The organism is Halobacteriovorax sp. RT-2-4 (assembly GCF_047085445.1).
Classification (GTDB): Bacteria; Bdellovibrionota; Bacteriovoracia; order Bacteriovoracales; family Bacteriovoracaceae; genus Halobacteriovorax_A.
In genome coordinates, this window is the sequence record NZ_JBKIXY010000001.1 from 538,653 (window position 1) to 556,525 (window position 17,873).

Below are 17,873 nucleotides of genomic sequence, written 5' to 3' on the forward strand. Positions count from 1 at the left end.
TGCCCGACTCCTCCCATCCTGGTCGTCGCTGGATAGTTCGGCATTAAATACCGTCGTGGTATTTAACGCCTCCCAAACCGGGAGAATACATGTTTAAATCGAGCTTATCTTCAGGTTAAAAAAGAAAACCCAGGACAAGCCTGGGTTTTTCTTTTTGAATTTGGAGGACGAGACCGGATTTGAACCGGTGAAAAACAGTTTTGCAAACTGCCCTATTAGACCACTCTAGCACCCGTCCGCAGAATGATTTTAGATTTCCTATAATATGGATATTTTTTAATAAGTCAATTTAAATGCTTAAAAATATTGACCTGCCGCTGATGCGGCAGGCCTATACTTAAGTATTAAAAAAACAGGATGCGTGGCCGTTAAGCTTCGCGGATAACGTACTTGTCTTTCCCCTCATCAACCATTTCTCTTAGCTCTTTACCAACTTTGAAAAATGGAACCTTTTTTGGTGGTACTTTTACTACCTTACCAGTCTTTGGGTTACGACCTTCGTACGCTTTATAATTACGATTGGCGAAAGATCCAAAACCTCTGATTTCGATTCTTTCATCATTGAATAAAGCATTGATCATGTCATCAAAACAAATATTAACAACAGTCTCGGCCTGCTTGTGCGTTACATTTGCTTGCTTTTCGATTGCTGCAATTAAATCTGCTTTTGTCATTTTAATCTCCTCTCGATATGAGAACTCTTTCGAGCACAAACTCAATCCTATGATTTTTAGTTACCTCACTTATCGTCCAAGTCGCTAAAAACATTAGGAATATTTATTGTGCCACAAAAACTTTACTATCATTATACACTAGATTTTATTTCCTAACAGTATAACTACTTAAAATTACGTTTATTTTTACAGAATTTCAATGAAATGTAAGAAATTAACCTAAAATTAAAGAAGTCAACGAAAACTGGCGATTAAGTAAGTAGAAAATTAAGGAAATAGGCCAATGAAGGTAATATATTTAATTGTATTCTTATTTATCACATCTTCCTGTGTTCCACAGGTTGCGCGTCCAGATGGATTCTTTGACGACGTCAATAATATCGATACTTGTGAAGATCTATTCTTTCTTTTGAACGAAGGAAATGTATGTGCAAGTTCATGTGGTGAAGGAGAAGTCGTTGCAGACGAAGCGCAATTAGAAGAAATTCTGGCCGATGAAACCCTTGATGACTTTACTCGAGAAAATATTGAAGCCTCTGCAGGTGTTTGTATTACAGCACCAGAAGTGATTGCTCGTCCAAGTGACTCTGTATTCATTGATGACGACTTTTGTATTTGTAAGAATCAAAAAGTTGCCTCGGTAACAAGTGGTGCTTCATGTGCAGCTACTTGCCAGGAAAAGACGGCCACAGTTGCTACCCTATACGGAACAGTGACAGTTGGGCCAAAAATTAAAGACGACTCTAAACTACAAAACCTCTTTGGTTTTTGTAACAACTCAATTGAAAATGGTGCTCAAAATCCACCTTCATGTAAATTAGTTGCAACAGATATTGATGGACGCCGTTACACGGCCGATCTTAAGACTTATCAAGGAACAAATATTTTTGAAGCAAATCTTGAGGCCACAACAGTAAACTTTGGTGAAGCTTATACTTTTCATATTGAAGAAACTGGAAGTGGTGTTGAGAATGCAAAAAGTGATTACGAGCAGTTCAAATTATTTGAGCCAGGTGATGATGACGAATACGAAGGTAATCTTAAGATAAAACTTATCTCACAATACACTTGTATGATTCGTGCGACGGCCACAAGCTCTAACTACGATCCAAGAGATCAAATCTACTTAGATACTGTTAGAAAACACTTCTACATGCCTGTTGACTACCCGACTCCATATCTTCCACCAGGTGTTTCAGATACAATCTTTTGTCACGACTATATTAAGACAGGGCAAAACGATGATGCTCCACAATTTCCACGTTTAGAGCTAGTGCCTGATCACTTTTCTCTGTGGGATATAAATGATGTGCGCTTTATTGCAGATGGTGAAAACCGCAAGGTTGATTTCCTAATTAAAGATCGCATGATTGAAATGGGCGCCAACGTTAGCGGGACTAAATCATACTTTGCACCTCTTGAGACATGTGTGGCACCAAATGTTAGCGTTGAAGACGGAGGCTTCCCTGAAGCCTGTTCAGGAGCTGAGTCAGGGCTAATTCAATCTGGGCTTGCTATGATTCCATTCTTTACTGACAATAGTGGACGCGCAATTTGTCCAGGATATACTGAATACAATTCAACAAATATTGAATTTAAGGCCCTTGGTGAAATTATTGGAACGCCAACAGAAGGCCTCTACTTTGCCAAAGGCCCTCGTGAAGTAATAGATCTTGGTGATGGTAATAAGCAAGAGATTAAGCCAGCTGACGTTATGTTTATTAGAGAAGGACAGCTGAAAAAAATCTGGTTTCATTTAACTAATGATGGAATTCACTACAAGCCTACAAGTGATACTCAGTCGCAACCAACTTACTTCTACTGGCCAGCGGATGAAGATGCACCATACGTTCAAAAACGTGGGTACCAGAAGCTTTATCAGGTAATGCACTCAAGTGAGTTAGCAAGTAGTGGTTACACGACATCAATTCCTACGACGATCAAACCACTTGATCGTAAGATGGGCTGTATTCCAGTAACAAGTAGTAATTAGAAACTAGAGAACTCTTTTTATGAATACATCAACACTTGGATCTAAGTAATCTTTATAAATAAAGTAAAGAACACCTGCTTTGAATCCAGTCGAAAAAACAAAGAAGATGAGCGACTTTACATAGCGAAAGACAAAGAATTCATCTTTTTTGATAAAGGCCCTCTTAAGAAAGAAGCTTAGAATGAAAAGAAAGATCACAACGCCTAAAGCAAGCTTTAGCACATCCTTATCTTGAGTTAACTCAAATAAGTAAAGCAGTGCCTTATCATCTTTTACAATACCAACAGCAAAGTTTACAAACCTATCGCTATTAGTAAAAAATTGCATCATTTGGTTTTGAGAGGCACTGTCACGAATCATTTGTGCCACTTGTGCATCAGGAACATTCTTAAATTGTGCATTAATCATCTTAATTGCACGTCTCATCATTTCGGGGTCGGCCTTTCCATTTTTAAGAGTAAGGCCTTGTGTTGGCATCGAGACAATATTAACCCCTTGCCCACCATTTTTTTCAATTTCTTGATTAAGAGTCTCAATTGACTCTTGAAGATTTTCGACGTCTTGAGATGAAGATGTTTTATCACGACTATCGTAATCTTCATCTCCATACGCAAAAACCCCATGTGTACTAAGAAGTACACACAGGGCAATTAAGTATTTAATAAAACTAAACTTTGAATTAAGCGTTTGCATCTGCAGTTTTCGCCTGCTCCCCTCTAAATTTATCAAATAGAAGTACAACTGGTGCTGCAACGAAGTTAGATGAGTAAGTACCAACAACAACACCAAGAGTGATTGCCATAAAGAAATCACGAATTGCAAGACCACCTACAAAGAACATCGTTGCCGATACGAAAAGTGTCGTACCAGAAGTAAGGATTGTTCTTGATAGTGTTTCGTTAATTGCATTATTGATGTGTTCTTTAATATCACGTCCAACAAACTTCTGCTCATGCTCACGTACACGGTCATAAACGATAACTGTATCGTTCACCGAGTAACCGATAACCGCAAGGATTGCAGCAACTGTCTGAAGAGTAAACTCTGTTCCAGTTAGAGCAAATACACCTAGAATGATAGTTACGTCGTGGAAAAGAGCAACAATTGCACCTGGTGAGTATTTGAAGTCAAAGCGTAGACCAACGTAGATCATGATTGCAAGAAGTGCCCAAAGCATTGCTAGGAAACCAGATTTTCTAAGTTCAGCACCGGCCTTTGGACCAACGATATCAACTTTTCTGATTTCAACACCATCTTTTTCGTACTTAGTTGTTAGAGTTTGAGAAACTTTTTCAGTAACTTCATTAAGGTTACCTTCGTTTGCACTAACTTTAAGTAGATATTCATTCATTTGAGGCTCACCAATCGTTTGGATTGTAACCCCGTTGAAGCCAGCGGCTTTCATTTCACGACGAAGCTCGTCTAGGTTTTCAGTTTTTTGGAACTTAACTTGGATCTCAGCACCACCACGGAAGTCTACCCCGTATTTCATTTTAGTACCGATTAAAACAAGAGAACCAATAACTAGAAGTGCAGAAATAACCCCTGCAACTCCGAATTTATTAACAAAATTGAATTTTGTATTACTTTTTATAATTTCAAACATCTTAAACTCCAATCCTTAAATGCTTAAGTCCTGACCTTCAACTTTATTCATATAGAATTCAAAGAAAAGCTTTGAAACAAAGTAAGAAGTGTAAACAGTTGCAAAAATACCAATTAATAATGTAACAGCGAAACCTCTAATTGGACCTGTACCAAAGTTTAGTAGACAGATACCAGCAAGAGCTGTCGTGATGTTTGCATCAATAATTGTCCAGAAAGCAGAGTTAAATCCGTTTTCAACAGCTTTATAGAAACCAACGTTATTTCGAATTTCTTCTCGAATACGCTCGTAAATAATGATATTGGCATCAATGGCCATACCAACAGTAAGAGCGATCCCTGCAATACCTGGAAGAGTCAGAGTTGCCCCAAGACCAACAAGCATAGCTAGAATAATAAGAACGTTTAGCGCAAGTGTTGTAACAGCGAAAACACCAGAGATTCTGTAGTAAACAAGAATGAAACCAAATACTAAAACACAACCAATGATTGCAGCAAATCTTGCTTTATCAATTGAGTCAGCACCAAGTGATGGACCAACAGTTCTTTGCTCAAGGAAGTCAAGCTGAACAGGAAGGGCACCAGCACGAAGAACAAGAGCTAAGTCTTTTGCTTCTTTAAGTTGCTCATTGTAACTCTTACCACCAAGAGAGATCGTTGCACGGCCACCAGCAATTTTACCATTGATACGTGGAGCAGAATAAACGTTACCATCTAGAGTAATCGCCATTAAACGTCCAACGTTTTCACCAGTAACATCTGCAAAGATTTTTGCACCACGAGACTTAAAGTTAAGTCCTACTTCTGGGTTGTTGTTATTTTGTGGGTTAAATTGAACTCTTGCATCTTCAAGGTCTTCACCTGTAAGACGAGCAACAGATTCGATTAAGTATGGAACAAGCTGAAGGATATCACCTTTAGCGTTTGTAACTCTTTCAAATGCTAGAACGTGACCTTTTGGAAGATCAGAAGCAACGATTTCATTAACTTTAGAAACGTAGTCAGAGAACCTGTCACCTTTCTTATAATCAACACCTTGCTCTTTAGCTTTTGATACCCAACCTTGAATTGTAATAGGAGCAACTTCAGAGTTTACCATTTTAAATTCAAGCTTAGCTGTTTTACCGATTAGCTCTTTTGCTCTTTCGATATCTTTAACACCTGGAAGCTGAACAACGATACGGTCTTTACCTTGAGAGATAATCTCTGGCTCAGTAACACCGAATTCATCAATACGGTTACGAATAACTTCGATTGATCTTTTTACTGATTGATCTTCGATATCAGTCTTAACTTTTTTCGTTAAGGCAACAGAGATTGAATTTCCAGTATCCTTAGTTACTCTTAGGAATCCATTGTATTGCTCATGAATAATATCCTTTAGTGTCTCAACATCAGTAGCTGATCCTAGGATAATCTCTTGGCGTGGATCCAGTTCATCAGATGAATCTAGGTCACCAATCTCAAAACCGTTACCAGTTTTGTCTTTGAAGCTAAATTCTAAACGGCGCGCGTATCCTTTAACCTCGTCTTTGTAGACCTTTTTGAAGTCAATTCCTAAGATCATGTATAGACCACCTTGAAGGTCTAGTCCTAAGTTGATCTTAGACTTAACTGGAAAATTGTCCGTTTCTTTAAAATTGAATGCAGTAGGTACAATCGAAATACCTGAAATGATCGCTACGATAAGTAGAAATACGAAGCGATACCACCAGCCTCTTCTCATTAGATTCTCCTAATCCTTGGGTTTCTTTTGGTTTTCTCGAATAATTGAGTTAAATAAACTACAAAAATTATATGAGATTAACTACTTAAAAACAATATTAAGAGAATATTAATTTCAAAAACTTACGATTGCTTCGATTTTCCCGACTCAATTACTTGGTCTTTTTCTTCTTCAGAATTATTAGAATTCTTAATTTCGGCATCACCTTGCGCTGCAACGCTAGCTTCTGGTGACTCTGTGATTTGTGATGCCACAGATTCCTCTTTGTGAGAATTGGTCTCTGCAGCATCGTTGACGTGATCCATTAAATCATCTTTGGCCTTTTGAAATTCGCGTAGTCCCTTACCTAAACCTTTTGCAAGTTCAGGAAGTTTTTTAGGCCCGATAAAAATCAGGGCAAAAACTAAAATAATAAGTAACTCACCAGCTCCAAAGCCACCAAACATAATTACGCCTCTTTTTTATTAGAAAGGATGCTTTCTTCAAGTCCACCAAGTTGTGAACGTAGGATTTTAATACGTGTACCTTCAGCAACTTCAAGGTCCACAACTTTTTCAGTCATCCCTACGATTGTACCAAAGATTCCTGATTTTGTGTAAACACGATTACCTTTTTCAAGTGTATCAAGCATTTTCTTTTCTTCTTCCATTTGTTTCTTTTGTGGTCTGAAAACAAGGAAATAAAAAATAGCAACAACAGCAATAATTGGAACAAAGTTCATCGCTGAGTTAGCTGGAGCAGCAGCTGCGCCACCTTGAGCATAAGCATTTGATATAAAAAGTTGTAACATTTGTTTCTCCTAACTTTTATTTTTTCTTTATTGGCCTGAGGCCCATTTTCGTGAAGTGTATCTGTTATAAAATTCTTTATAATAATCGTCAAACCTATCCGCTAGAATTGCTTCTCGTGCATCTTGAGTCATCTTAATCATGAAATAAAGATTGTGATAAGTGATCAGGTTACCAGAAAGAAACTCTCCAGTTGTGTATAGGTGTCTAATGTATGAACGTGAATACGTTTTACAAACTTTGCAATCACAACTTGGATCTGGCGGAAGTGTATCCTCTCTAAAACGAAGATTCTTAATATTAAGAGGTCCATCGTGTGTTAGAAATTGTCCGTTACGTGCATTCCTTGTTGGAAGAACACAGTCAAACATATCAATACCGGCGCGAATCCCATTAAGAATATCAAGAGGCTTTCCAACACCCATTAAGTATCTTGGTTTTTGATCAGGCATAGTGTGAACAAATCCATTTAGGAAATCAACCATCTCTTCGTTCTTTTCACCAACCGAAAGTCCACCTAGAGCAAGACCAGGAAAGTCCATTTCTTCAAGGCGCTGCATACACTCAGTACGAAGATCATGATGTAGGCCACCTTGAACAATACCAAAAAGTTTTTGGTAGTCGCGAAGCTTATAATCAATACAACGCTTGGCCCATCTAAGAGTTAACTCCATACTCTCGCGAAGAGTTTCTTTCGTTGCAGGAAGTTTAGGGCACTCATCAAATGCCATGACGATATCTGAGCCAAGGCCCTTTTGAATCTCCATACTCTTTTCTGGAGAGATTAGATGTTTTGACCCATCAATATGTGAAGAAAAAGTTACTCCTTCTTCTGTGATCTTATTAATGTCTGAAAGGGAAAATACTTGAAACCCACCTGAGTCTGTAAGAATTGGACGATCCCAATTCATAAAACCATGAAGGCCGCCACCTACTTTTTCAATTAGCTCATGCCCAGGTCTTAGGTATAAGTGATAAGTGTTACCAAGAATGATTTGAGCATTCATCTCGTAAAGATCTTCTTGCCACATACACTTAACAGATGCACGAGTTCCAACAGGCATAAAAATTGGTGTTTTAATCTCACCGTGCTCCGTTGTTATTGTTGTTGCGCGGGCCTTACCGCTATAACCTTCAACTTTAATCATATTCATTTACCTTAAAATTAACATCGCATCACCATATGAAAAGAAACGATATCCCTCTTTAACTGCAATATTATAAATCTCTAATGTTTTCTCTCGGCCAATTAGCGCACTCACAAGCATAAGTAGCGTTGATTTAGGAAGGTGAAAGTTAGTTACCAAACCATCAATACTCTTCACATCAACTCCAGGGTGTAAAAAGATTGAAGTATCCTTCATCTCTCCCGGAGTATAATTATCGACTCCATTTTGCCAAATTGTTTCAAGAGTTCTTAAACTCGTCGTCCCAACGGCAATGCGCTTATTAGCATTTTTTATTTTTTCAAAATTAACTTTATCAACAAAGTAATTTTCAGAGTGCATTTTGTGATCTTCTAAATTATCAACTTTAACTGGAGCAAAAGTACCAAGACCAACATGTAAAGTAACTTTGGCAATGTCATGGCCTTGACTTTTAATCTGCTCTAATAGCTCATCAGAAAAATGCAGTCCGGCCGTTGGAGCAGCAACACTTCCTAATTCATTGGCAAAGACCGTTTGATAATCTTTCTTATCTTGTTCGTCTGACTCTCCCCCACGAATATAAGGAGGAATTGGAACAAGTGCATTTGCATTTAAGTAGTCAATAAGATCATTGCCAACAATTGAAGGAGCGATCAAGAACTCACCTTCAATATTATCGACAATTGAAATCGTCAGACCGTTAGCGAAAATATACTTGTCATCGGCCTTCTTCTTGCCACGCGCTTTCACAAGTGCACGGTAGTGGCCATTTTCATCGGCCTCAACACTTAGAAAGAAAACTTCAGCGTTACCACCACTTTCCTTGTGACCTTTTAGACGACAAGGGAAAACCTTGCTTTGATTTAAAACCAAAGTTGTTTCTTTCGGTAGAAAGTTAATTAATTCATTGAACTTATGATGAGAAATTGTATCTGTTTTACAATTATAAACTAATAATCTTGAGTGATGACGTCCCTCAATTGGGCGCTCAGCAATCTGTTCTTTAGGCAGATCGTAGTCGTAAGATGACAGCTGCAAATCGTCTCTATTTACTTTATTTACTTGATTCATAGGTCCCGATAGTAGCGTGAAATTAGGTAATCGTCATCATGTAAGTTTTTCAAATCACAACTTTCTTATATTCAAATGTAAAGAAAACTGCAAAAACTTACAAAAAGCAAAAGAGAGGGAAATTTGAAGTTAAATCTTACGCAAATCGCATTATTTTCAGCGCTACTTTCAACAAATTCGATGGCCATTAATAAAGTTATTTATGGAAACGATAACAGAGTTGATGTTCACGAATCAAATAAAGAATTCCTAGTTGATAGTGTTGCAGCAATGGTTCCAAGCTATGCTTTTTTGAAAGATGAAAAAGGAAAGGTTGCAGATACAAAACTTCTTAGATTTCCTACATTAAAATACCATAGAGGTTACCCTACTTGTGGTGACATGAGATTTAGAGATCAGCCTACGATTGCAAGTTGTAGTGGATTCTTAATAGGAAAGAATCTTCTTATGACGGCCGGACACTGTATGATCTCAGGTGGAACAGAAGTTTCTGACCAAGTAACATCAAAGTGTAGAGATAATAAATGGGTATTCAATTATAACTCAACATCAGTAAATAAAGATGGGCAATTAGAAATTAAAAAGAATGACGTCTATGGTTGTAAGCGCGTTGTAGCGGCATCTTACACAGGTACACTAGATTATGCAGTTGTTGAACTTGAACGAGAAGCGACAGATAAGAAGCCACTAACTCTAAACATGTCAACGAATGCAACAGCAAAAGGTACAGATATTTATGTGGCCGGCTACCCTACAGGACTCCCTCTTAAAGTTGCAGACGGAGCCAAGGTTATCTCAAACCCAATTTACAGCAAAGAGATCATCACAGACCTCGATACTTTTGCAGGTAACTCAGGATCTCCTGTTTTAAATAAGAAAGATGAGGTTATTGGTATATTAGTAGCTGGTGAAATCGATTATGCCTTTGATTTTGACAAAGGTTGCTATAAAGTAAACGTATGTAAGAAGCAAGGTGGAAAGTGTGAACGTCAATCATCTCCACTTGGAGGCAGTGGTGAAACTGTTACAAAAGTTGTCTCTGCTTACACTGATTACAAATTAAAAGAAGCTTTAGGGCCTTATATCTTTGAAGAAGGCGCTAAGAGCGAAGAAGAAGTGGAAGAAGTCATTGAAGAATACGAAGAAGAATACGAATAATATTAAAGCTAGAATTACTAAAGAAGAAATCAACTCTTTCGAGATGATTGATTACACGGGCCAGATTCATTTAATTGATACTGAACAAAAGGCCCAAGATATTTCTAAAAGATTTCAAGAATTAAATCAAAAATACAATTGCACGGGCCTTGATACTGAATCAAGGCCTTCTTTTAAAAAGACCGACAATTTTCGCATAAGTCTTATTCAAGTTTCATTTGAAGATGAGTGCTTCCTTTTTCGTTTAAATAAGATTCAATGCCCTGACTATCTAGTCGAATATTTAGAAGACGAGAATCTAATTAAAACAGGGGTTGCGGTTAAAGACGATTGTCGTGATCTTAAGAAGCAATACCATATCAACGCAAAAGGCGTTGTCGATGTTCAAGACCTTGCAAAAGCGCAAGGCTATATTACTCTTGGTCTACAGTCCTTAACGGGAATTCTCTTAGAGAAGAAAATCTCTAAGAAGGCAAAGCTAACAAATTGGGAAAATAACAAATTAACAGATGCCCAAATTCGCTACGCTGCAACTGATGCTTGGATTTCATTAAAGCTCTATCAAGCCCTTGATAAGAAAGACTAAAATAAATAAGAATTTCTATTCACAGTCTTTCATTAAAGATTCATCTTCTTTGGTAATGATAGACTGTATGAAACTTCTAAGGATATTGATTATATCACTATTATTCTCTGGTGCTTATGCACAAGAAGACTCAGACAATCAAAGCGGCCCATACCGTATGGATAGCTTTGGAACAACAAACCCTTATGAAGAAGCGGCCAATCAAGATGAACGAAAAATTCGAAGGCCATCATCTGAAGAGATCTATAAATATAAGTACGAATTAGAGCAAAATCCCAAATGGCAGGACATCGAAGAACATTGTGGAGACCGTTGCATCTATCCGGACTCTCGTGGTAAGTAATTTCAACAACTTAAACTAGGTAAATTATTTCCTAAATTAATTAAAGATCATTCATTCTATAATTTATTTAGAATGAAACTTGTTAAGTCCGCAATAATATTAACATCTCTTGGCCTCATCCTAACTTCTTGCTCAGGTGGAGCAGAAGGTGCAGATGGTATCCAGGCAGCTCCTGTTGGTCAGGCGGCTCCCAGCGCAATTTCAACGGCCCAGGCCGTGATTACGGGCGCCTTACCGCAAAATGCTCCAGCAGTCTCATGGACTAATCCAGCAAGTTTCGATCATATCGACTACACTCTAGGAACAACATCGGCTGGTTCCGAGCATACGGCCTGGACAAATATTGGCACAGTAACAAATTACACGCACACAGGTCTTGTTGGATTAACAGAGTGCCAAGCTTACTACCCTTCGGTGCGTGCAGTAAGTGCAACAGCACAAACCTCGACGACTCTAGCAAGCACTAGCTTCTATTGGGACAACACGGCACCAAGTGCTGTTGGTACACCAGACGTTTCAGCAGATGACGCCACGGCCGCATCGTCTACGACAACAACTTGGGTAGCAGCAACAGATAACTGCCAAATCGATCATTATGAAATTGCAATCGGAACCAATCCGGGCTTCACAAATATTCAGAACTGGATCAACATCGGCAATGTTACAAGTTATAAGCTAGTTAGTGGTGTTGATGGCGCTAGCTTCTCACTTAATGAAGCAACTAATTACTATATCTCATTAAGGGCAGTTGATGGTGCAGGTCTAAGTATCACACAAAACTCAGTGGCCTTTCAGGTTTTCAATCCAGCAACATCCCTCCCTAATATGGTTGCAAGACTAGTTGCTAGCGACTTAAGCTCCATCCTAGACAACACGGGAAAAATTGCGAGCAATGGTGCATTCAATGGAGTTGTCGAAGATTGGCTTGATATTTCCGGTAGTGCCAATACACATAATTTTTATCAAAATGGAGGCGCTCCAACTTTTGATGGCGTCGATAATCATGTTGTTTTTAATGGAACTAATCAGTATCTAACTGTTGCAAACCATGCAGAGCTAAATACGGCCACGACTAATCAAAGAAATATCACAGCGTCTATTGAGACCTCTGCCGATATCACAAGTCTGCAAATTATCTACGAGGAAGGCGGGGCCAGTCGTGGAATGAATATCTATATTCAAGGCGGAAATCTGTACTGTGGATTCTGGAATATAAACGATGACGGAGACGGTAGCCAGCCATTCATTTCTGTCAGCGCGCCGATAGCAATAAATACCATTTATCATATTACTTGGGTTTTTGATTACACAAATTATACGGGAGCGGCCGGGCCAGATGGTGATCTCACTTGTTATATAAATGGAAGCTCAATTGGCTCTACAACTTCAACTTCACTCCTATATGCTCACTCGGGGGCAATCTCTTTAGGTTCATACCTTAGTGATAGCTACACCCATACAGGATCTCTTAGTGGAAATGGTGGCTATTTTAACGGTGATGTTATGGAATTTATGCTCTTTAATGATCCACCTGATGCAGCAACAGTGAACACAATTCATACATATCTTGAAGATAAGTGGAACTAGGCTAGCTCAAATCATAATCATCTGATATAAATTCCTCATGAATTTAAGTGTTTTTGATATCTACTCAATCGGAATTGGGCCTAGTAGCTCGCATACAGTAGGGCCTATGAGGGCCGCTAAAGAATTTATGGATAAACTCGTTTCAATGGGCTTATTTGATGAGACGCAAGTCGTTTCGACAGCACTCTATGGATCTCTTGCCTTAACAGGTAAAGGACATGGCACAGACAAGGCCGTCATTCTAGGACTTAGTGGTTACACTCCTGAAGATATCTGCCCAGATCAAATTGATCGCATCTTAAATCTAGCACACGACCAAGAAAAGCTTACTTTCTTTGAAGGTAGAGATAACGCAAAAGTGATCTCTTATATTCCACGTGAACATATCTTATTCCATCGCAAACAAACTCTCGACTTCCACTCGAATGGAATGTGCTTCCAGGCCATCGATAAAGATGGACGTGAGTTATATAAGAAAGTCTACTTCTCAATTGGTGGTGGCTTCATCGTAGCTGAAGGCGAAAATAACGAAGGCGATATTTTCTCTCAACACACAAGCAAGGTTAAATATCCATTCACATGTGGAGATGAACTTCTAGCAATCGCTAATGAAAATGATATTTCAATTTGTGATTTAATTAAGACAAACGAAACATCATGGCGAAGTGAAGAAGAGATTAATAAAGGCCTTTTAGAAATTTGGCAGGCAATGGATAATTGCATAAGTAGGGGCCTTAAAGCAGAAGGACAACTTCCAGGTGGCCTTAAAGTAAATAAACGAGCAAAGAAGTTATACGAAGCTCTTTCGAAAAAAGACTGTGAGAAGAACCTTGATCCCCTAACGATTATGGATTGGGTAAATCTCTTTGCTATTTCTGTTAACGAAGAAAATGCTTCTGGTGGAAAAGTTGTGACAGCACCAACAAATGGAGCGGCCGGAATTATTCCAGCAGTTATTAAATACTATCTTAAATTTGTTAAGGACGCTTCAATTGATAAAGTTGTGGACTTCCTTTTAGTCGCCGGTTGTGTCGGGATTCTCTATAAAAAGAATGCTTCGATTTCAGGTGCAGAAGTTGGTTGTCAGGGCGAAGTTGGTGTTGCTTGCTCAATGGCGGCAGCAGGGCTTGCACAAGTACTTGGTGGAACAAACGAACAAATCGAAAACGCCGCAGAAATTGCAATGGAACATAACCTAGGACTAACTTGCGATCCAATCGGTGGCCTTGTGCAAATTCCATGTATTGAGCGAAATGCGATGGGTGCAGTAAAAGCAATTAATGCGGCCAGAATGGCCATGCGTGGGGACGGAAGTCATTTTGTGAGTCTTGATAAAGTTATCAAAACCATGAAAGAAACTGGTGCTGATATGCAAACGAAGTATAAAGAAACAAGCCGTGGAGGCCTTGCTGTTAACGTCACTGAGTGTTAATTCAGCTAGTTAGACAGGTTACTTCTTTCACACGTCAAGATAAACACTTTCATTTTAGTGACCCTCATCATACAAAGACCTACTTTTATATAGAAAATTAGGGAGAGAGTCATGAAAAAATTCTTAATTCCTCTTATGCTACTTACACTGTTTACAGGTTGTAAGGAAGTTAAAGAGGCCATCAAAATGCCAGAAAAAATGGATAAGCTTGGTGAGACGACTGACGGTATGAGTGATACAACATCACAACTATACTCACAGCTTCGTTCGGCACAGTCTTCAGTTGAAAGACGTGATGCTTTCGCACTTATCTTAAATGACAATATTGAAATGGGTCAAAAGCTTACAAATGCTGCAAAATTCTTTATGGCATTTGAATACAACCTTTATACAGGAATTAAGCCTTACGATAATTTAGAAATTCGTGACATGCTTTTCTATGATGCAGTAGAAGAGTTTTACAAGAATATGGCCTCTGTTTATGAAACAGATATTAAAGGTGAATTCAACGTTAAAAAAGCAATGAAGAAAGGTAAGATGACTCCAATCCATACAGGAAAGTGGTCACTAAAAAAACGTAACTACGAGCAATCTTTCTATGCTGTAGCTGCGGCCCTTCACAAGGTTCACCACCGTCAAACTTTCAATGCAAAAAATAATGGTTTTGCTGAAATGTCGATGTACACACTTATGAAAGATGCACTTATTAAAGACTCTCAAGGTGCAACACTAAGTAAGTCAGAAGAATATATCGTAGCAGGTCACAACCGTGAAATTTCAATCGCGCTTTTAAAAGCACGTATTGATATCATTCTTGCTCTTGCAATCAATGACTCTATGGATGCTGACGAAGCATCTTTTTGGCCAGGACTTCTTCACGTTATCTCAGGTGGAAAACTTGGTAAGTTAGAACTTCCTTCAACTTTTGAAACTTCAAATGCAGCAACGATGCACGAAGCGAATAAGAAGATCGAAGAAGCACTTAAGTGTTATGACTTCCTTCTATCAATTGGTGTTAAGCACGAGATCGATAAGAAAGTTAAAAATATCTTCGATAACGTTGAACTTCCAGAGCTAGATAATATCCAAGCTCAAAATGATAATATTCAAGAGTACAGAGAATATATTCAACAAATTCAAAAAATTGATTAATTCAAATAAAAGAAAAGGCCTCGTTTGAGGCCTTTTTTATTTTTTAAGATATGCTCTACTTAATATATCTCTCATCACTTTCTTACACTCAGGCTCACTTGACTCTCCTAAGGTATTAAAAAGCTCACTCTTATCCTTATCATTTTTTATTAAGTCTGAATCTAGAATAGATGCAATAGACCTTCCCTTACAATCCTTTGCGGCCATTAAAAGATTATGACTAAGAGTATGATCTTCAATTTTATACTCATTATTCTTTAAGAGATAAGTTAGAAACTTCTGGCTATTCATAACCACCATAAAGTTTAATAAACTTCCTGGGTGACATTTTTTGTCTTCATTTAATTTACAGATATAACTATCATATTCAGAAATCTTACTAGGAAGAAGATGAAGGATAATATCCTTTCGATCAAACCTTGTCGCAAAATCAAAAACGACCTTTTCATTCAGCCATGCGTACTGCTTATCATCAGGCATTCCACTATCGTAATATTTAATAAACTTACTCGAATCTTTATCTCTTAAAAGTGTTATGAATTTTGCTTCTTTAATAAATCCAAATCCAGAATAAACGATATATGAATTATAATTTATGTGATTAAAGCTTGAGATAAAGTAGAAAAGTAAAACAGTACCTATCCCAAGACTTGATGAGAGCTTTAAGTTAAGGATCAGCTGCTTCTTTAAACTTGTTTGTAATAAGCGAAACTTCTTATGCTCGTTATATGGCCTATCATCTTTATAAACTCTTACAAATGTATGAATGATAAAAAAGCTTAGAAATAGTGGTAAAATCCAAACTGCACTATCTTCAGAAATAAAAACACCTAGGAGAAGCATCGAAGTACCAATAAATATAATATTTAGAAATAAAAAAGGAATATTAGTTAAAGAAATAAGAGGATTTCTAAAAAGTCGATTAAATTGATGACGCTCTTGAAAGGCAAAAGTTCTTACAATAAATGAATTAGCAAAAAATATAAATAATAGGATAGTAGATAATATAACCTTTTCATCCTTCATATCGTTTTGAGAAGAATTTAATAAAAGGTAATTGGCCATATAAAGACCTGCTATGATGCTATAAAAATAAGAGAAGATAAATCCAAAAGCTTGAAGCAACATTTTGTGAAACAGACTAATTGGTAGAGTTAAATTGTATAGACTCCCAGTCAACTTATGCGGCGACCTAATGGTCTGAGAACGACTCTTATTTAAAACAATCGAAATAAAAATAACTGAAAATGCAGTAATTGGTAGAATATTTAGTTCAAATTTTAAATAAACAATCCAAGATGAAAATAGACAAAGAAGAAAGAATAGAGTTTTAAGAAAAAAGACATTCTTATTCTCTTTGATATTATTAATAACAAGATTTCCAAGAACACTATGCTGCTTCATAATCGACAATCCCATGAGACCTAATTGTAAGAACTCTATTACTGTTTAATGTCGTATCTTCAGGTATATTTGTTGCCATCACAACACTTCGCCCAGATGCACATTCTTTTGATAAAAGCTCCCCTAACATCTTACGTGCCTTTCGATCAAGAACGGCAGTAATCTCATCAATTAAGATAAGAGGTGTTCCAGATGCGATGGCCGCAATGATTTGAACACGAACCTTCATTCCAGTAGAAAGCTCATGAATGCACTTATCTCGATCTAACTCAAAATCAGCTAATAGTCTTTTTTCTTTATCGATATCATAATCAGGATAAAGAATTCGATAATTATCTAAGATGAAACCAACACGAGAGTTTTCATCAAAATCAAAATCATGTGAGTTAAAGAACATTTTCTTGAAGATCTTTGAACGATTGTGTGTTGGGGCCATATTAAAAACATTCACATGACCATTTAGTGGATTGTAGGCACCTAGAACAAGATTGATAAATGTACTTTTACCGGAACCATTCTTTCCCAGTAAAATAACAAACTCACCGGCACCAACTTTTAAGGAAACATTCTTAAAGATAACTTCGCCATCAGGGAAAGTATAATCTAAGTTCTTAATCTCAACTAATGGACTATTTAAATAAGCGTCCATATGCCCTCCATTCAATTATAAATAATAATTGTACTGGTGGTTCAAGTAGATACAAAAATCAACTAATTAGCGTGGTATGACTTCCTCAAATTATAGGCAGCCTATTTCTTAAAGTGGTCAAGAAAACCCTGTGGGGCCTTGGCAAGCTTGCGCTCTTCATAGTCAAAGAAGACTAGGCCATTTTTAGCATAAGCGATAAGACGATCACCGCATGTGAATTTATATAGAAGGTCAAAGCCGTACTCACTAATATCTTCGACAAACATTTCAACCTCTAAAACGTCCCCATGGAAAGCCTCTCCACGGTACATATAAGCAGCATCAGCTTGAATTAGTGACTTACCAAAGCAATTTAGTTCATCATGACCAAGGGATTTAAGAAAGCGCAGACGCCCTTCATGACAAAGTGTTGCCACAGCATCATTTCCCATATGATTTCCATAATTGACGAAGTTAATTGTTAGCTCAATTTTAGTTTTAAAATCAGCTTCTCTTTGAGGTGTCGATAATTTTATACGTGCCATGGATAAATTTTAACTAATTAAACTTACTCACAC

18 protein-coding genes and 1 tRNA gene are annotated in these 17,873 nt (G+C 37.6%); 7 read left to right on the top strand and 12 right to left on the bottom strand.

Translation table 11 applies throughout. The features are described from left to right. Window positions 1–161 precede the first annotated feature (161 nt). Window positions 162–238, bottom strand: a tRNA-Cys gene (locus ACMAYL_RS02475). 130 nt (window positions 239–368) lie between these two features. Beyond that, the gene (locus ACMAYL_RS02480; RefSeq protein WP_021266755.1) at window positions 369–674 is read right to left on the bottom strand and encodes an HU family DNA-binding protein; all 306 of its coding nucleotides are present in this window, start codon (window positions 672–674) and stop codon (window positions 369–371) included. 283 nt (window positions 675–957) lie between these two features. Here ACMAYL_RS02480 and ACMAYL_RS02485 point away from each other — a divergent pair, with 283 nt between their 5' ends. Beyond that, entirely contained in the window at window positions 958–2,667 is a 1,710-nt protein-coding gene (locus tag ACMAYL_RS02485) for a hypothetical protein (protein WP_103217401.1), read from the top strand. A 3-nt stretch (window positions 2,668–2,670) separates the two neighbouring features. Here the strand turns inward: ACMAYL_RS02485 and ACMAYL_RS02490 are convergent, their stop codons facing one another. The 7 genes from ACMAYL_RS02490 to queA form a co-directional block, all read right to left on the bottom strand. Continuing rightward, entirely contained in the window at window positions 2,671–3,360 is a 690-nt protein-coding gene (locus ACMAYL_RS02490) for a hypothetical protein (protein ID WP_412470691.1), read from the bottom strand. After that, complete coding sequence (secF, locus tag ACMAYL_RS02495) at window positions 3,347–4,273, bottom strand: protein translocase subunit SecF (RefSeq protein WP_103217403.1); 927 nt, start codon at window positions 4,271–4,273, stop codon at window positions 3,347–3,349. Before secF ends, ACMAYL_RS02490 begins: the two co-directional genes overlap by 14 nt. 15 nt (window positions 4,274–4,288) lie before the next feature. Beyond that, window positions 4,289–5,998: a protein translocase subunit SecD gene (gene secD / locus ACMAYL_RS02500; protein ID WP_103217404.1), complete on the bottom strand. Its 1,710-nt coding sequence runs from the start codon at window positions 5,996–5,998 to the stop codon at window positions 4,289–4,291. A 122-nt stretch (window positions 5,999–6,120) separates the two neighbouring features. Next, window positions 6,121–6,444, bottom strand: a complete 324-nt coding sequence (locus tag ACMAYL_RS02505; protein ID WP_412470692.1) for a twin-arginine translocase TatA/TatE family subunit — start codon at window positions 6,442–6,444, stop codon at window positions 6,121–6,123. 2 nt (window positions 6,445–6,446) lie between these two features. Continuing rightward, window positions 6,447–6,788 (bottom strand): preprotein translocase subunit YajC, encoded by a 342-nt coding sequence (yajC, locus tag ACMAYL_RS02510; protein ID WP_103217406.1) that lies wholly within the window; start codon window positions 6,786–6,788, stop codon window positions 6,447–6,449. A gap of 27 nt (window positions 6,789–6,815) precedes the next feature. Further along, window positions 6,816–7,940: a tRNA guanosine(34) transglycosylase Tgt gene (tgt, locus tag ACMAYL_RS02515; RefSeq protein WP_412470693.1), complete on the bottom strand. Its 1,125-nt coding sequence runs from the start codon at window positions 7,938–7,940 to the stop codon at window positions 6,816–6,818. Continuing rightward, entirely contained in the window at window positions 7,941–9,005 is a 1,065-nt protein-coding gene (gene queA, locus ACMAYL_RS02520; RefSeq protein ID WP_199177523.1) for a tRNA preQ1(34) S-adenosylmethionine ribosyltransferase-isomerase QueA, read from the bottom strand. A gap of 123 nt (window positions 9,006–9,128) precedes the next feature. Here queA and ACMAYL_RS02525 point away from each other — a divergent pair, with 123 nt between their 5' ends. The 6 genes from ACMAYL_RS02525 to ACMAYL_RS02550 all read left to right on the top strand — a co-directional run bounded on the left by ACMAYL_RS02525 (window position 9,129) and on the right by ACMAYL_RS02550 (window position 15,263). After that, window positions 9,129–10,163: a trypsin-like serine peptidase gene (locus ACMAYL_RS02525; RefSeq protein ID WP_103217408.1), complete on the top strand. Its 1,035-nt coding sequence runs from the start codon at window positions 9,129–9,131 to the stop codon at window positions 10,161–10,163. Beyond that, window positions 10,135–10,749, top strand: coding sequence for a 3'-5' exonuclease (locus tag ACMAYL_RS02530; RefSeq protein WP_103217409.1), 615 nt, complete (start codon window positions 10,135–10,137; stop codon window positions 10,747–10,749). The genes ACMAYL_RS02525 and ACMAYL_RS02530 overlap by 29 nt, the downstream gene beginning before the upstream one ends. A gap of 85 nt (window positions 10,750–10,834) precedes the next feature. Then, a complete protein-coding gene (locus ACMAYL_RS02535) occupies window positions 10,835–11,092 on the top strand; it encodes a hypothetical protein (RefSeq protein WP_392991722.1) in 258 nt (85 codons plus the stop codon). Between the two features lie 72 nt (window positions 11,093–11,164). Next, window positions 11,165–12,679 carry a hypothetical protein gene (locus ACMAYL_RS02540; RefSeq protein WP_412470694.1) on the top strand — a complete coding sequence of 505 codons (1,515 nt, stop codon included), beginning with the start codon at window positions 11,165–11,167 and terminating at the stop codon, window positions 12,677–12,679. 37 nt (window positions 12,680–12,716) lie between these two features. Then, complete coding sequence (locus ACMAYL_RS02545; RefSeq protein ID WP_392991718.1) at window positions 12,717–14,111, top strand: L-serine ammonia-lyase; 1,395 nt, start codon at window positions 12,717–12,719, stop codon at window positions 14,109–14,111. 111 nt (window positions 14,112–14,222) lie between these two features. Next, window positions 14,223–15,263 carry a hypothetical protein gene (locus tag ACMAYL_RS02550; protein WP_103217413.1) on the top strand — a complete coding sequence of 347 codons (1,041 nt, stop codon included), beginning with the start codon at window positions 14,223–14,225 and terminating at the stop codon, window positions 15,261–15,263. A 36-nt stretch (window positions 15,264–15,299) separates the two neighbouring features. On the opposite strand, the gene ACMAYL_RS02555 is transcribed toward ACMAYL_RS02550, so the two are convergent. From ACMAYL_RS02555 to ACMAYL_RS02565, 3 genes are all read right to left on the bottom strand, one after another. Further along, window positions 15,300–16,667: a hypothetical protein gene (locus ACMAYL_RS02555; RefSeq protein WP_412470695.1), complete on the bottom strand. Its 1,368-nt coding sequence runs from the start codon at window positions 16,665–16,667 to the stop codon at window positions 15,300–15,302. After that, window positions 16,654–17,316 carry an ATP-binding cassette domain-containing protein gene (locus ACMAYL_RS02560; protein ID WP_392991714.1) on the bottom strand — a complete coding sequence of 221 codons (663 nt, stop codon included), beginning with the start codon at window positions 17,314–17,316 and terminating at the stop codon, window positions 16,654–16,656. Before ACMAYL_RS02560 ends, ACMAYL_RS02555 begins: the two co-directional genes overlap by 14 nt. A gap of 101 nt (window positions 17,317–17,417) precedes the next feature. Next, window positions 17,418–17,840: a thioesterase family protein gene (locus ACMAYL_RS02565; RefSeq protein ID WP_392991712.1), complete on the bottom strand. Its 423-nt coding sequence runs from the start codon at window positions 17,838–17,840 to the stop codon at window positions 17,418–17,420. Between the last annotated feature and the right edge of the window lie 33 nt (window positions 17,841–17,873).

What these genes read in the sequence shown, in the direction of transcription:
- ACMAYL_RS02490 (WP_412470691.1), bottom strand. Translation starts at nt 3,360, where the DNA reads ATGCAAACGCTTAATTCAAAGTTTAGTTTTATTAAATACTTAATTGCC.
- ACMAYL_RS02555 (WP_412470695.1), bottom strand. Translation starts at nt 16,667, where the DNA reads ATGAAGCAGCATAGTGTTCTTGGAAATCTTGTTATTAATAATATCAAA.
- ACMAYL_RS02480 (WP_021266755.1), bottom strand. Translation starts at nt 674, where the DNA reads ATGACAAAAGCAGATTTAATTGCAGCAATCGAAAAGCAAGCAAATGTA.
- ACMAYL_RS02540 (WP_412470694.1), top strand. Translation starts at nt 11,165, where the DNA reads ATGAAACTTGTTAAGTCCGCAATAATATTAACATCTCTTGGCCTCATC.
- ACMAYL_RS02550 (WP_103217413.1), top strand. Translation starts at nt 14,223, where the DNA reads ATGAAAAAATTCTTAATTCCTCTTATGCTACTTACACTGTTTACAGGT.
- ACMAYL_RS02565 (WP_392991712.1), bottom strand. Translation starts at nt 17,840, where the DNA reads ATGGCACGTATAAAATTATCGACACCTCAAAGAGAAGCTGATTTTAAA.
- secD (WP_103217404.1), bottom strand. Translation starts at nt 5,998, where the DNA reads ATGAGAAGAGGCTGGTGGTATCGCTTCGTATTTCTACTTATCGTAGCG.
- queA (WP_199177523.1), bottom strand. Translation starts at nt 9,005, where the DNA reads ATGAATCAAGTAAATAAAGTAAATAGAGACGATTTGCAGCTGTCATCT.
- ACMAYL_RS02545 (WP_392991718.1), top strand. Translation starts at nt 12,717, where the DNA reads ATGAATTTAAGTGTTTTTGATATCTACTCAATCGGAATTGGGCCTAGT.
- yajC (WP_103217406.1), bottom strand. Translation starts at nt 6,788, where the DNA reads ATGTTACAACTTTTTATATCAAATGCTTATGCTCAAGGTGGCGCAGCT.
- ACMAYL_RS02560 (WP_392991714.1), bottom strand. Translation starts at nt 17,316, where the DNA reads ATGGACGCTTATTTAAATAGTCCATTAGTTGAGATTAAGAACTTAGAT.
- ACMAYL_RS02505 (WP_412470692.1), bottom strand. Translation starts at nt 6,444, where the DNA reads ATGTTTGGTGGCTTTGGAGCTGGTGAGTTACTTATTATTTTAGTTTTT.
- secF (WP_103217403.1), bottom strand. Translation starts at nt 4,273, where the DNA reads ATGTTTGAAATTATAAAAAGTAATACAAAATTCAATTTTGTTAATAAA.
- ACMAYL_RS02485 (WP_103217401.1), top strand. Translation starts at nt 958, where the DNA reads ATGAAGGTAATATATTTAATTGTATTCTTATTTATCACATCTTCCTGT.
- tgt (WP_412470693.1), bottom strand. Translation starts at nt 7,940, where the DNA reads ATGAATATGATTAAAGTTGAAGGTTATAGCGGTAAGGCCCGCGCAACA.